This is a genomic window from Corynebacterium sp. SA-MJD20WY100, from assembly GCF_039822565.1.
GTDB lineage: Bacteria > Actinomycetota > Actinomycetes > Mycobacteriales > Mycobacteriaceae > Corynebacterium > Corynebacterium phoceense_A.
The window spans coordinates 58,293-71,944 of the sequence record NZ_JBCJKS010000010.1; the positions used below are offsets into that span (position 1 = coordinate 58,293).

The window sequence follows — 13,652 nt, forward strand, 5'->3', positions numbered from 1 at the left end:
AATCTGCTATCTGAAGAAAGGCACTACCGAGGTGGAACCTCCGAGTCGAAGTCCCCGTTTCCTGAAGCTGAGGAGCGGGGTCTAGCCATGTGGACTGCAATCGGCATGATTGTCCTAGGCATTGTTGTCATTGGCATCATCATCGCGTTTAACGCGTATTTCGTCGCCCAAGAGTTTGCGTTTATGAACGTAGACCGCGCACAGCTGCGCACTATGGCGGCCCAGGGGGATAAAAAGGCAGAGCGCGCGCTCATGCTCACCCACCGCACCTCGTTCGTGCTCTCCGGCTCGCAGCTGGGCATTACGGTCACCGGCCTGTTGGTGGGTTATATCGCAGAGCCCCTCGTGGGCAACGGCCTGGGCGTCCTCCTCGGCGACGTGGGCATCCCCCGCGCGGTCTCGGTGACTGTTGGCACCGTGGCAGCACTCGCGTTGTCGACGGTGGCGTCCATGGTCTTCGCGGAGCTATTCCCGAAGAACTACGCGCTCGCCACGCCCATGAAGGTGACGATGGGCATTACCAACTCGACGAGCTGGTACTTGCGCATCTTCGGCCCGCTCATCCACTTCTTCGAGTACGCGTCCAACGGCCTGCTGCGCCTGTTTCGCATTGAGCCGGTCGAGGACCTCGATTCCTCGGCGACGACGGAAGACCTCGAATCCATCGTGGATAACTCGCACGAGTCTGGCACCCTGGACGAGAACACGTACATGGTACTCGACCGTCTGCTCGACTTCCCGGAGCATGACACGGGACATGCGATGATTCCGCGTTCGCGCGTGGACGTTGTCGACCCAGATACCACGCTGGGCGAGGTGCGCGAGATGATGGCTGAGAACCACACGCGCTACCCCGTCATCGATGACGAGCACAATCCGATTGGCGTCGTGCACCTCTATGACGTACTCGAATCCCCACTTCCCTCCGATGCGCACGTCACCACGCTCATGCGCGAGGCCATCGTCGTGCCGGAGCTCATGGGCCTGCCGGACACGGTGAAGGAGCTGCGCGATTCCTCTGAGAAGCTCGCGTGCGTCATTGACGAATACGGCGGCTTCATCGGCATCGTCACCATGGAGGACCTCGCGGAGGAAATCCTCGGAGACGTCACGGACGAACACGATCTCGAGGAAACCGAGGAAATCACGGAGACGGACGACTCCCACTGGATCGTGGACGGCGACACGCCCATCGATGAGATCGAGCGCGCCGTGGGCCATGACCTGCCGGATGGCGACTATGAAACCATCGCGGGCCTGCTCATCGCGCAGTCCTCCTCCCTGCCGGAGGAAGGCGAAGAGTTCTCCGTCGAGCTCGAGGCCGAGCCGGAGGACTGGGTCGAGGGCGACGATGCCCCCACCCGCCGCCTCCACATCACCGTCCAGGAGGTCGAGCGCCACGTCCCGTCCTCCCTTGCCCTGGAACTTATCGAAGAGGAGGCCGACAATGACTGATTTGATCATCACCATCCTCATCCTCATCGCGTCCGCGTTCTTCGTCATCATCGAGTTCGCCACCATGGGCGCGCGCCGCAACCGCCTCGAGGAAACCGCGGAGACCTCCCGCACTTCTCGTGCGGGCCTGCGCTCCCTCAACGAGCTCACCATCATGCTCGCCGGCGCGCAGCTGGGCATTACCGCCTGCACGCTGATCCTCGGTGCCGTGACCAAGCCATGGGTGCACCACTTGCTCATGCACCCGCTCGAGGCGCTCGGCCTCTCGCTGGGCATCGCGGACGTGGTCGCGTTCATCCTCGCGCTGTTCATCGTCACCTTCATCCACCTCGTCATCGGCGAGATGGCCCCGAAGTCCTGGGCGATTACCCACCCGGAGACGGCGCTGCAGCTCATCGCAGTTCCCGCGCGCGGCTTCATTTGGATCTTCCGCCCGCTGCTCACGTGGATCAACACCATGGCCAACCACATGGTCCGCGCCACCGGCGAAACCCCGGTCGACCGCGCGGGTGCGGCTGGCTACGACCCGGAGACGCTGCGCAACCTCGTCGAGCACTCCCGCGCGGTCGGCGCCATGGACGATGAGTCCGCGAACCAAATCACCGGCGTCATCGAGCTCGAGTCCGCCACGGCCGGCGACATGGCGCGCGCCCACGGTTCCCAGATCGTGCCGCTGCCCGCGGATGCGACGGTCGCCGACCTGCAGCGCCTCGTGACGTCCAAGCACATCATGCGCGTCCTCCTCTTCGACCGCGCCCGCAATGTTCGCGTGGTCCACGTCCGCGACACGCTGCTCGCTTCCCCGGACACGAAGGCGCTCGAGTTCTCCCGGCCCGCCGTCATCGTGACGCCCGCCGCCACGGTGCAGCGCACGCTCGCTCTCATGCGTGCCCGCGGCGAACAGCTCGTCATGGTCGGCCGCCCGAGCTCCGACAACGCGGCTTGGATCCTCACGTGGGACGACATCATGGGTCAGTTGTGGCCGCAGATTGCGGAGCAGCTGGATCAGGCGGCGCCGCCGGCGGCGTCGTAGCCCCTCGAGGCACACGTGCCGGAGACCTCAAAAGTAAACCAGAAGAAGTGAACCACTCGAAAAATTGATCGAAAAGTTTACTTCTTCTGGTTTACTTCTGTTTTGCGTTCACCTCGCTGAGAGCCTGCTCCAGTAGGGCGAGGCACTGCTGCGGCTTCGTAAGCAACTGCCGCGGAGTAAAACGCAGCACTCGGTGGCCACGGTTGGTGAGTTCTTTCTCCCGTTTGCGCTCCGCGACAATGACCGACTCTGGGCGCTCACCGTATTTGCTGTCGCCATCGATTTCGACGACGAGCCCGCCAGGCATGAGGAAGTCGACACGATAGCCATAGAGCGAGACTTGTTCGCGCCAGCTCGCTAGGCCGGCAATCGGATTGTCGAGGAGCAGCGCACGGAAATAAGACTCGTAAGGCGACTCGGTGTCGTTACGCGCAGCGGCGAAAGCCCGACGGGCATGTGCAATTCCTTTGCGTCGTGCTGCACGCGCAATGGCTTTCTGCAATGCAGTAGGATGGCCGCCGTTGCTCAAAAAGCAATCCATCGCAGCGAGACCGGCCGCGAAGCCCTCCCAGCACGCAATATCAACGCAGGTACGCGGAGCCGTTGTCACGCGGACGCCGTGGATCTCAACGATTTCTTCGGGGAAAACTCGTCGTTTGAGATAAAGAGTGTGAGGTCCCCATGCACCACGCGGACGCCGGCCACCGGAAGGTAACACAACATGGACGCGCTCTTCCTTTGCCGCGATTACCCATAGTCCATGGACCCGCGCAGCGGAACGCCCCGCGAGCACGCCGCCGCGCAGCTCACGACCTATGGCCAGCGTGCGGAGATGGTGCTGTTGATAGGCGGGCATCTCCAACCACGTGCCACGCGCCACGGTGTGAGCATTGCCGAGACGCAGGTAGGAACCGTCAGAGATTCCGTCGATAAGGGGTCTCGAGGCTTTCGGATCTCCGGGGATTCGGATGAGTACTTCGTGAAGGTTCATACCGCTTTAGACCGCAGCACGCGGCGAAAGGTTCCGCATAGAACTCGAACCCGCGGCCGGTTCTTTTTGTATTATGGCTCGCGAGTGCGTAAGCACTCCCCTTTTGACGGTGCTGTTAACCGAATTCGCCCGGGGTCTCCACCGCCCTACATGGGGGCCGGTGCCGTTGTTTTCTTCGCACCACCACGTACCTGACGAAGATCGGCCGCCTGAGCGCGGCACGAATAAGAAGAAGGCCCTAGCAGCGTTTGTTGGGGCAATCGCAACCAAGGCCCTCGGGACGCTGGCAGCCGACTACCTGCGCGATGCGATTGAGCAGGTGACCACGTGACTGTCGAGCTAGTCTCACCGAAAGCCTCAGAGTCTTCGCGGGCCTGAAGCTTTCGCCTGTATCGGGAAAACAATCCGGCGGCGCGCTTTCATGTCACTGCCAAGTGTAGGGGCCGTGGGACGGGTCCTCAATGCACTGCTCCACATAAGGCTCGACTCCCCGCAGCAGAAGAGGGAGTGCTGCGAGGAGTCGAAGAATGTGGGGGTTTAAGCCGTCTGGCCCTTCTTACGGGCTGCGGCACGCTTCGCGGCAACCTTGGCCACGATGGCGTTGACGCGGGCGCGTTCCTCAAGGAACGGCGGCGGGTTGTGGCCACGCATGGCGCGGGCATAGGCAGGCTGGGCGTGGACCACGGTGTGGAGCCAGCCCTCGACCGCGGTGGCGACGGACTCGCCGGAGCGGCGGTAGAGCTGCGGGAGCGAGACCATGTCGAGGTTGCGGGCGACGGCATCGGTTTGCTCAAGGACATACTCGACCATGTCGCGCAGGTAGTCCGTGACGAGGAACGTGCGGCCTTGGAGGGCGTGGGCCATCTCGGAGATAACCTGGGGCCCTTCGAGCGGGAACTTGAGCGTGAGCGTGCGGGCCGTGACGTCGCGTGGGGCTTCGATCTCGAAGTCACCAGTGACGGCTGCAGAGATGGTGCCGGCGCGTACGCCCGAGACGAGCGCGTGGCGCAGGCCGATGAGTTCGCCTACGACGCGGCCGGAGTCGCGGCGGGCGTCGCCCACGATGTCGTGGAGCTCGGCCAGGCAGTCGAGGGTGAGTTCATCGTCCCAGTCTTCGATGGCCTCGATGAGGTGCTCGATGTATTCGACGACCTCGTCGCCGATGTTGTAGAGCTCTTGGGTGAGCTCGCGGTGACGCAGCTCAGCGGCGATTTTGTGCACCCGCGCACTCCTTTCAAGACCTCTAGTAAAGGTTGAGGGTTTTGCTCAACGGGTGAAACTCTATCGGGTGCCGCGCGGATTAACTGTGCGACACTCCGATGGATTTCACAGGAAATCTAACGCTGATAAATGTGGTCGATGGCATCTGCGTAGCGTTGGGCCACGACGTTGCGCTTGACCTTCATCGTCGGGGTGAGCTCGTTCTCCTCCTCCGTGAGGTCGGTTTCGAGGATGAAGAACTTCTTAATGCCCTCGGCATGAGAGACCGTGGAATTGACCTGGTTGATGGCGTCTTGGATCTCGGCGCGGAGGGTGGCATCGGTAGCAAGCTCCTTCATGGAACGGCCCTCCGGGATGTTGTGGGCCAGGCGCCAGCGAGCCAGGGCGTCGTCGTCGAGGGTGACAAGCAGGCCGATGAATGGCTTGCCGTCGCCCACCACCATCGCCTGGGAGATAAGCGGGTGGGAGCGCAGCTGGTCCTCCATGGGGCCCGGCGAGACGTTCTTGCCGCCGGCGGTGACGATGAGGTCCTTCTTGCGGCCGGTGATGATGACCTTGCCTTCGTCGTTGATTTCGCCGAGGTCGCCCGTGTTGTACCAGCCGTCCTGGATGGACTCGGCGGTGGCCTCCGGGTTGTTCCAGTAGCCGTCAAAGACGATGTCACCCTTGATGAGGATTTCACCTTCGTCATTGATCTTGATGGACACGCCCTCGAGCGGCGGGCCGACGGTGCCGATGGTCTGGTCCACGAAGTCGACGGCGGCGGCCGCGGCGACCTCGGTGAGGCCATAGCCTTCATAGACCGGCACGCCCAGGCCTCGGTACCAGTGGAGGAGGTCCGGACTCATGGCGGAGCCACCGGTAATCGCGTACTTGACGTCGCCGCCCATGGCCGCGCGGACCTTGGAGTAGACGAGCTTGTCAAAGATGGCGTGGCGGGCCTTGAGCAGGCGGGACGGTCCCTCCGGCAGGTCGAGCGCCTTGGAGTATTCGATGGCAGTGGTCTCAGCGCTGGCAAAGATGGCCGCCTGAGCCGGGTTCGCAGAGGCCTTCGCAGCAGCGGCGTTGCGGACCTTCTCGAAGACGCGCGGGACACCGAGGATGAGGTTCGGGCGCGAGCGGGCGAACTCAATCGTGATGGTCGAGAAGTCAGACCAGTGGTTCTGCGAGGCGCCGCCGATAGCCACGGCAAGCGAGACCGCACGGGCGAGCACGTGGGCCAGCGGCAGGAACGTGAGCACGTGAGAACCCGGGACGGCGATGGCGCCGATGGGGTTGGTGAGCAGGCCGCGGGCCTCCGCCAACCAGTTACGGTGGGTGATGATGCAGCCCTTGGGGCGGCCGGTGGTACCGGAGGTGTAGACGAGCGAAGCGAGGTCCTCCGTCTTCGTCGCGTGAATGCGCTCCCAGACCTGGTCATCGGAGACCTCGCGGCCCTCGAACTTGAGGGTGGCGACGGCCGAGGAGTTGATTTCGAGCATGCGGCGCAGCTGTGAGGGCGAGCCCTTGATACCCGGCTGGCCGTCCTCGCCGAGGACGAGGTGGCGCATGAGCTCGGAGTGGTCACGGGTCTCGGTAATGGCGAGCACGGCACCGGAGTCTTCGACGATCCACTGAATCTGGGACAGCGAGGAGGACGGGTAAATCGGCACGCTCACGGCACCCGCGGCCCAGATGGCAAAGTCGAGCAGCGACCACTCGTAGCGGGTATTCGACAGCAGAACCACGCGGTCGCCGTGCTCAACACCCGACGCAATAAGGCCCTTGGCCACCTCGAAGACCTCGTCCACGAATTCCTTCGCGGTGACGTTGACCCACTCGTAGTTGGCCGGGCGGGTAAACATGACGCCGTGCGGGCGCGCCTTGGCGGTGTCCATCATGGCGGTGAGACACGTCTCGCCCGGCTCGATGGTAAACGGGGCGGGCGTGGTGGCTTCCTGCAGGGTCATGGGCGAAACTCCTTGTGGCGCGATAAAATTGCTATTCACCACTCTAGCAACGCTTCAAGATGGCACAATCGGGTTCGTGATTAATTATGAGCTGCTAAGCGAACTCGCCGGACGGTACGGCGTCGCCACCGGGTATACCTCCGCGGGCGGCCAGCACATCGTCACCCCAACCTCGTCTATTCTCTATACCCTCACCGCGCTCGGCGTGAACGTGAGCTCCGACCCTTCCGATGAAGAGCTCACGCGCCTGCTCTTCGAGGAGTACCAGACCCGTATGTCACGGCCGCTGCCCGCGTGTGTGGTGACGACGTCGGGGCACGAGAAACGCTTCGACGTGCACGTCCACGCAGGCAAAGAAGCCCGCGTCGAGATTCGACTAGAAGACGGCGGCACGCGCGAGGTCTACCAGGACGAGAACATGCAGCCGGATGCCGACGTCGCGGGCCAGATGTGGGGCGAGGCCACCTTCCACGTCCCGGGCGACCTGCCGCTGGGCTACCACGTCATTGAACTCGTCTCCGATGGAATCACTGCCACGTGCCCGCTCATCGTGACCCCCACCCGCCTGTCCACCGTGGACCAGTACCTCGAGCACCCGGCCAGCGGCGTCATGGCGCAGCTCTACTCGGTGCGCTCCGCCGAGTCCTGGGGCATGGGCGATTTCCACGATCTGGGCGAGCTCGCCCAGACCCTCGCCCACGACGCCGGGGCGGACTTCCTTCTTATCAACCCGCTCCACGCCGCCGAGCCCTTCCCGCCGGTCGAGGACTCCCCGTACCTGCCCACCTCGCGCCGCTACGTCAACCCCATCTACCTGCGCGTCGAGGACGTCCCGGAGCTTAACCACCTCTCCCCCGCCGAGCTTTCCGATGTCGCCGAGCTCGCCGAGGAATTCCGCGCCCGCAACCAGTCGGCTGAGGAAATCGTGCGCAACGACATCTTCGAGGCCAAGCTCCAGGCCCTCCATGCGATGTTTGCGTACCCGCTCAGCGACGAGCGCGCGGCGGCCTTCGGCGAGTACCAGGCCCGCGAGGGCCAGGCGCTGCGCGACTTCGCCGTATGGTGCGCGGAGCAGCACCTGGCGCGCGACACGGGCCGCCGCCACGCGATGACGGAAGACCTCACCGAGCTCACGGATTTCTATGCGTGGCTGCAGTTCCTCTGCGACGAGCAGCTCGCCGCGGCGCAACAGAAGGCGATCGATGCGGGCATGGGCATCGGCCTCGTCACCGACCTCGCGGTGGGCATTCACCCGGGCGGCGCGGAGGCGGTGAGTTTGGCGGACTACCTGGCGCCGGCGGCATCGGTAGGCGCTCCGCCGGACGAGTACAACCAGATGGGCCAGGACTGGTCCCAGCCGCCGTGGCACCCTGTCCGTTTGGCGGAGGCAGGCTACAAGCCGTGGCGCGACATGATGGCCACGGTGCTGCGCAACGCCGGCGGTGTGCGCGTTGACCATGTGCTCGGCCTATTCCGTCTGTACTGGATTCCACGCATGCAGCCGCCGACGATGGGCGCGTATGTCGCCTATGACTGGGAGGCGATGCTCGGCGTGCTCACGCTCGAGGCCGAGCGCGCCGGCGCGGTGCTTATTGGCGAGGACCTGGGCACCCTCGAGCCGTGGGTCTTGGACGCGCTCGCGTCGCGCGGTGTCATGGGCACGTCCATCGTGTGGTTCGAGCACGCCTCGGACAATGTCAGCGCGCTGGCGCAGCAGGACTACCGCGCGCTGGCGCTCGGTTCGGTGGGCACGCACGATCTGCCGCCTACGCTCGCATACTTGGCTGGCGAGCACATCACGCTGCGCGCCCGCCTGGGCCTGCTCACGCGTCCGGCGGACGAGGAGCTCGCTGGCGAGCGCGAGTGGATGGACCGCGTCCTTGCCGTCGCCGCGCCGGGTGCTAAGACCGAGCGCGAGCAACTCGTGGCGCTGCACAAGTTTATGGCGGGCACGCCGTCGGCGCTCACGTGCACGAACCTCGTGGACATGGTGGGTGACCGCCGCGCGCAGAATATGCCGGGCACGACGCACGAGACCTACCCCAACTGGTGCATGCCGCTTACGGATCCGGACGGCACGCCGGTGCTTATCGAGGACCTCGCGGGCCTCGAGCTCTTCCAGCAGGTCGCGGAGGCGTCTAGAAGATAAAGCCGAGCACGGCGGCGATGAAAATCAAAGCGAACATCGCCAGCAGGGTGGGCGCGACGCGGGACTTAGGCAGCGCGCGCTTGCGCTTGACCGGGCGGCGCTCCGGGTCCCACAGGCCCTCGCGCGGATCATTGTTATTCGGCGTCGACATGGTGCTTTATTCTAGCCACCCGGTCAATGCAGAACATGAGCACCCACGCCACAGCGACGAAGGCGGGCACCACCGTGACCGTGAGGATGAGCATCTGCACCGCGATGGGCGCCTCCACCATCCACTGGGAGAAGGCGTCCAGGACCTCGCGCAACCATTCCATGGGGAGCAATTGTAGTCTTTAGGGCATGCACGAGTTGAGCATTGAGGCCCCCAGCGGCACGTTCCGCGGCACCGCGGAAGGCGGAGTCCGCTCCTTCCACTCCATCCCCTACTCGCATATCCCGAGTCGCTTCGCGGACGCGGAAAAGCTAGGTGACCAGGGCATCGTCGACGCGCGCGAGCCGCAGCCGGACGCAGTGGCGCTCACCATCACCACACCGGAGGACGCCCGCGACGCCCCCGTCATCGTCTATATCCACGGCGGACGCTTCGAGTCGGGCACCCACGAAGATCCGCGGGCCGAGGGCAGCGCGAATGCACGGGCTGGCATCGTCGAGGTGCAGCTCGGCTACCGCGTGGGTCTGGCCGGACTCGCGAAGTTCCCCGAGGACGAGTACTTCCGCTACCGCGCCATCGACGACGCGCAGCTGGGCCTCGAGTGGATCCAGCGCAATATCGAGGCCTTCGGCGGCGACCCCACGAATGTCACGCTCGTCGGTCAATCAGCGGGCGCGACCATCGGCCTGTGGCTCGCGCGCCGGGACCACTACCGCGGCGCGTTCCGTCGTCTCGTCGCGCTCTCGCCGTGCTACCCACGCGAGCCCTTCGAGGCACGCAAGGCCACCCTGCGGCAGATCCTCAAGGTGCCCATTACGCGCGCGGGCCTGGACAAACTCACCGACGAACAACTCGCGGCTGGCTACGCGAAGTTTCGCAAGAAGTTCGGCTTCGACATGGCGCTCGGCCCCTACCCGCTCGACCCGACGCAGCTCGCAGACATTCCCATCGTGCTCGGTTCCACGCGCGAAGAGTTCGCCAACCTCGGCGAGCGTTTCGACCGCGCACCGTTTTCCAAGGCGATTGGCTGGTATCTTGCGCCAAAGTTCGGCATGCGGCGCGAGCGCTTCAGCACGTGGGCAGACCTCGCGGGCACGAAGGACATTGTGGGTCGGCTCATCGGCGACGGCTGCATCCGCCGCTGGGTCGAACTCGTGGGCCACAACGAGAACACGTGGATGGTCGAATTCGTCCGTGACGGCAACGCCCTGCACTGCCACGAGCTGCGCCCGCTCTTCGGCGTCACCGAGTCCCCACTCACCGGCTGGCTCCAGCGTCTCGCACGCACCGGCGAGCCGGGCTTCGAGCCGTACCACCCCGAGCACGCCGTGTGGCGCTTCAACCTCGACACCGGCGAGGCGACCACCACGTACGGTGCACTCGACTACGTGGGACAGGCGTTCCAGGAGGACTAAAACCAAGAAGGCCATGTCACGATGGCCATAACCGCAGGTCGCCCACAACGAGGCGAAATGGCCGACCAGGGAATATGGCCAACGGGATATGGCCTTTGTGGCGAGGGCGAGAAACTTCCAGGTTCTGTAGGCGTTCCAGGAGGACTAAAACCAAGAAGGCCATGTCACGATGGCCATAACCGCAGGTCGCCCACAACGAGGCGAAATGGCCGACCAGGGAATATGGCCAACGGGATATGGCCTTTGTGGTCGCAGGTGAATTAGAGGAGCGCGAGCTCCTCCACCATCCACGGACTGAACGCGAAGGGGGTCGCGGCGACGGCGCGGCGCACGTCGTCGAGGGGAACCCACGCGCACGAGTCGATTTCCTCCGGGTTGGGGTCGATAGTGCCCGCGACCCGCGCGGTGTAGACGGGACAAATCTCGTTTTCTACGACACCTGAGGAATCAACGGCGCGGTAACGGAAATCGGGTAGGGCAAGGGCAGCACCGGAAAGCTGGGCGCCGAGCTCGAAGGCGGCACGGCGGTGGACAGCGTCGACGGTGGCCTCGCCGGGGCCGGGGTGGCCGCAGAAGGTGTTGGTCCACACGCCGGGCCACGTCTTCTTCGTGAGCGCGCGGCGGGTAAGGAGCACGTCGTCGCCGCGGAAGACCCAGCAGGAAAACGCGAGGTGCAAGGGAGTCTCGGCGGTGTGGACCGTTTCCTTAGGGGCGGTGCCGGTGGGGTTGCCTGCGTCGTCGCAGAGGACTACGAGTTCCGTCATAGGTTCAGGTTTCCCGTCCACGTCACGTTGCCCATCGTGAGGCGGGCGTTCCACAGGGTGCCGGTGGCGGCGTCGAAGCGGTACTGAAGGTTCGTCGCGGAATGCGCGCCCAGCGGCATGTCGAGGCCCGGCGCGAGGACGTCCGCGTTGGCCTCCGGGTCGTACGGGAGGAGTTCGACTCGGGTCCAACCGCCGTTGCCGTCGGCGACCTCGAGGACGGGGTCGGTCACGGCGTCGACGGGCAGGGGCTGGTCGTTGAGGTTCTTGAGCAGCATGGTGAGCACGCTCCCCTGGACGGTGTCGGAGTAGACGCCCTGGAGCTGCCAGTCGACGTTCATGCCGTCATCGTGGACGGCGGCGCCGAGGTCCGAGTTGACCTCTTTGTTCTTCACGTCCTGCGGCTGGTAGGCGGGGGTCTCCGAGGTGGTCACGGAGATGTCGTCGCCTGGGTTGAGTCCGGTCTCGCCTGGTTCGAGGATGCTGCACGAGGCGAGGAGGCACGCGGCGGGCACAAGAATTGCCACGGTGAGCTTACGCAATGGAGGAACCTTCCGGAATATCGATGAGTGTGCTTCTATCTTAACCGACGTGCCGGCCATCTTAGGTAACGGCAAGGTGCAACCGCGCGCGTGCGGTGGCATAGTAGCCGGTTGATGAAACCTCTCCTTCGTATCGTGCGCGGCGCCGCTGCGCTGTGGCCGTATTATCTTGCAATCTTCCTCACCGCCGTGGCCGGCGCGGTGCTGACGCTTATTTCGCCGTTCATTATCCGCGAGGCGACTAACACGATTGTCGACGCCGTGGGCGGCGAGTCCACGGGCGCGCTGCGCACCGTGCTCTGGCTTGCGGTTGCTTTATTTGCTGCCGATGCCGCCAGAGGCATCATCGCCAATATCGGCGGGTACTTTGGCGATGTCATGGTCGCGCGGCTGCGCCAGGTGCTCTCCACGCGCTACTTCGCGAAGTTGCTCGCGCTGCCGCAGGGCTATTACGACAACCAGGTAACAGGCACGATCATCGCGCGGCTCGACCGCTCGATCATGAACATCTCGCAGTTCCTGCAGTCGTTTAGCAATAACTTCTTCTCGATGATCCTGCAGATAGTCGCGGTGCTCGTCATCACGGCGTTCTACTACTGGCCGCTTACCCTCCTGCTGCTTATCTTGTTCCCGCTGTATTTCTGGCTCACGGCGCTCACCTCCCAGCGCTGGCAGAAGTTCGAAAAGGTTAAAAACGAGCACATCGACGTGGCCAACGGACGTTTCTCCGAGGTCATCGGCCAGGTGAAGGTGACCAAGTCCTTCGTGGCGGAGACGCGCGAGCTCGCGTCCTTTGCACACCACTACCGCGGGATCGTGGATACGACGAAGCCGCAGTCGAATTGGTGGCACTCCATGGATACCGCGCGTCAGCTCGCGATGGCCGCGGCGTTCTTTGGCATTCACTGCGTCATCTTCTGGCGCACGCTCAGCGGTGACTTCACGCTGGGTGACATGGTCATGCTCATGCAGCTGGTGACCATGGCCAAGCAGCCGGTGACCATGCTCTCGTGGATCGTGGACTCGGGCCAGCGCGCCATCGCGGGCTCGGCGGACTACTACAAGGTCATGGAGGAAGACCTCGAGCCCACGGCGAATGCGTCGCTCGTCACGGCGATCACTGCCTCGGACGAACCGACCTTGGACCTGGATCCGGCAGAACCGCTGGACGTCACCCCCGGCGCGCCCGTCTTCGACTTCCAGCACGTGGGCTTCGAATACGAGGAAGGCAAACCCGTCGTCGCGGACATCACGTTTACCGCGCCGGAGGGCCACAAGGTCGCGCTCGTGGGCGAGTCCGGCGGCGGCAAGTCCACGCTGGTCAACCTGCTGCTGGGCCTCTACCGCCCCAACTCGGGCTCCATGCACATACTGGGCCACGACGTGCGCGATCTCACCGCGGCGGAGATCCGCGCGTCCGTGGGCGTCGTCTTCCAGGAGCCGTACCTCTTCTCCGGCACGATCCGCGAGAACATCGCGTACGGCAAGCCGGACGCAACCGAGGAAGAAATCCTCGAAGTGGCCAAGCGCGCCAACGCGCACGACTTCATCATGGCCTTCCCCGACGGCTACGACACGGTCATCGGCGAGCGCGGCCTCAAGCTCTCCGGCGGGCAGAAGCAACGCGTCTCCGTGGCACGCGCCATGCTCAAGGACGCGCCCATCCTGGTCCTCGACGAGGCCACCTCGGCGCTCGATACCAAGTCCGAGCGCGTCGTCCAGGCAGGCCTCGACGAGCTCATGAAGGACCGCACGACGCTCATTATCGCCCACCGCCTGTCCACCATCGCAGACGTGGATACCATCATCACGCTCGACCACGGGCGGGTCGTGGAGAGTGGTACGCCGGCGGAGTTGGCGGCATCGGGAGGCATTTACGCAGAGCTGCTCGCGCTCACGCAGTCCTCGGCGAAGGAAGACCGCGAGCGGCTCAAGCGCTATGGATTTATTGAGCCAGGAACTGAGGACGATGAGTAGTCTGGGTG

Annotated in this window: 12 protein-coding genes; 5 read left to right on the top strand and 7 right to left on the bottom strand. The window is 64.3% G+C overall.

Features of this window, described 5'->3' with window-relative positions:
• Positions 1-87: 87 nt before the first annotated feature.
• Positions 88-1,455 (top strand): hemolysin family protein, encoded by a 1,368-nt coding sequence (locus tag ABJ196_RS07060; protein ID WP_347305816.1) that lies wholly within the window; start codon positions 88-90, stop codon positions 1,453-1,455.
• Positions 1,448-2,488: a CNNM domain-containing protein gene (locus ABJ196_RS07065; RefSeq protein ID WP_347305817.1), complete on the top strand. Its 1,041-nt coding sequence runs from the start codon at positions 1,448-1,450 to the stop codon at positions 2,486-2,488. Before ABJ196_RS07060 ends, ABJ196_RS07065 begins: the two co-directional genes overlap by 8 nt.
• A gap of 91 nt (positions 2,489-2,579) precedes the next feature.
• Here ABJ196_RS07065 and ABJ196_RS07070 read toward each other — a convergent pair whose 3' ends face one another.
• From ABJ196_RS07070 to ABJ196_RS07080, 3 genes are all read right to left on the bottom strand, one after another.
• Positions 2,580-3,479 (bottom strand): DUF559 domain-containing protein, encoded by a 900-nt coding sequence (locus ABJ196_RS07070; protein ID WP_347305818.1) that lies wholly within the window; start codon positions 3,477-3,479, stop codon positions 2,580-2,582.
• 537 nt (positions 3,480-4,016) lie between these two features.
• Positions 4,017-4,700, bottom strand: coding sequence for a hypothetical protein (locus ABJ196_RS07075; RefSeq protein WP_347305819.1), 684 nt, complete (start codon positions 4,698-4,700; stop codon positions 4,017-4,019).
• Positions 4,701-4,816: 116 nt separating this feature from the next.
• Positions 4,817-6,649, bottom strand: coding sequence for a long-chain fatty acid--CoA ligase (locus ABJ196_RS07080; protein WP_347305820.1), 1,833 nt, complete (start codon positions 6,647-6,649; stop codon positions 4,817-4,819).
• A 76-nt stretch (positions 6,650-6,725) separates the two neighbouring features.
• On the opposite strand from ABJ196_RS07080, the gene malQ reads away from it, so the two are divergent.
• On the top strand, positions 6,726-8,798 hold the full coding sequence (gene malQ / locus ABJ196_RS07085) for a 4-alpha-glucanotransferase (protein ID WP_347305821.1): 2,073 nt from the start codon (positions 6,726-6,728) through the stop codon (positions 8,796-8,798).
• Here malQ and ABJ196_RS07090 read toward each other — a convergent pair.
• Complete coding sequence (locus tag ABJ196_RS07090; RefSeq protein WP_168162255.1) at positions 8,788-8,949, bottom strand: hypothetical protein; 162 nt, start codon at positions 8,947-8,949, stop codon at positions 8,788-8,790. The genes malQ and ABJ196_RS07090 overlap by 11 nt on opposite strands.
• Entirely contained in the window at positions 8,933-9,112 is a 180-nt protein-coding gene (locus ABJ196_RS07095) for a hypothetical protein (RefSeq protein ID WP_066492429.1), read from the bottom strand. The genes ABJ196_RS07090 and ABJ196_RS07095 overlap by 17 nt, the downstream gene beginning before the upstream one ends.
• Positions 9,113-9,137: 25 nt before the next feature.
• On the opposite strand from ABJ196_RS07095, the gene ABJ196_RS07100 reads away from it, so the two are divergent.
• Positions 9,138-10,364 carry a carboxylesterase family protein gene (locus ABJ196_RS07100; protein ID WP_347305822.1) on the top strand — a complete coding sequence of 409 codons (1,227 nt, stop codon included), beginning with the start codon at positions 9,138-9,140 and terminating at the stop codon, positions 10,362-10,364.
• Between the two features lie 260 nt (positions 10,365-10,624).
• Here ABJ196_RS07100 and idi read toward each other — a convergent pair whose 3' ends face one another.
• Both idi and ABJ196_RS07110 read right to left on the bottom strand, forming a co-directional pair.
• The gene (idi, locus tag ABJ196_RS07105) at positions 10,625-11,128 is read right to left on the bottom strand and encodes an isopentenyl-diphosphate Delta-isomerase (RefSeq protein WP_257036124.1); all 504 of its coding nucleotides are present in this window, start codon (positions 11,126-11,128) and stop codon (positions 10,625-10,627) included.
• On the bottom strand, positions 11,125-11,667 hold the full coding sequence (locus tag ABJ196_RS07110; protein WP_347305823.1) for a hypothetical protein: 543 nt from the start codon (positions 11,665-11,667) through the stop codon (positions 11,125-11,127). Before ABJ196_RS07110 ends, idi begins: the two co-directional genes overlap by 4 nt.
• A gap of 114 nt (positions 11,668-11,781) precedes the next feature.
• On the opposite strand from ABJ196_RS07110, the gene ABJ196_RS07115 reads away from it, so the two are divergent.
• On the top strand, positions 11,782-13,644 hold the full coding sequence (locus tag ABJ196_RS07115) for an ABC transporter ATP-binding protein (RefSeq protein ID WP_347305824.1): 1,863 nt from the start codon (positions 11,782-11,784) through the stop codon (positions 13,642-13,644).
• Positions 13,645-13,652: the final 8 nt, after the last annotated feature.

Excerpts from the sequence above, each read along its gene's own strand:
- ABJ196_RS07060 (WP_347305816.1), top strand. The coding sequence starts at position 88 with ATGTGGACTGCAATCGGCATGATTGTCCTAGGCATTGTTGTCATTGGC.
- ABJ196_RS07080 (WP_347305820.1), bottom strand. The coding sequence starts at position 6,649 with ATGACCCTGCAGGAAGCCACCACGCCCGCCCCGTTTACCATCGAGCCG.
- ABJ196_RS07090 (WP_168162255.1), bottom strand. The coding sequence starts at position 8,949 with ATGTCGACGCCGAATAACAATGATCCGCGCGAGGGCCTGTGGGACCCG.
- ABJ196_RS07115 (WP_347305824.1), top strand. The coding sequence starts at position 11,782 with ATGAAACCTCTCCTTCGTATCGTGCGCGGCGCCGCTGCGCTGTGGCCG.
- ABJ196_RS07070 (WP_347305818.1), bottom strand. The coding sequence starts at position 3,479 with ATGAACCTTCACGAAGTACTCATCCGAATCCCCGGAGATCCGAAAGCC.
- ABJ196_RS07100 (WP_347305822.1), top strand. The coding sequence starts at position 9,138 with ATGCACGAGTTGAGCATTGAGGCCCCCAGCGGCACGTTCCGCGGCACC.
- ABJ196_RS07065 (WP_347305817.1), top strand. The coding sequence starts at position 1,448 with ATGACTGATTTGATCATCACCATCCTCATCCTCATCGCGTCCGCGTTC.
- ABJ196_RS07095 (WP_066492429.1), bottom strand. The coding sequence starts at position 9,112 with ATGGAATGGTTGCGCGAGGTCCTGGACGCCTTCTCCCAGTGGATGGTG.
- idi (WP_257036124.1), bottom strand. The coding sequence starts at position 11,128 with ATGACGGAACTCGTAGTCCTCTGCGACGACGCAGGCAACCCCACCGGC.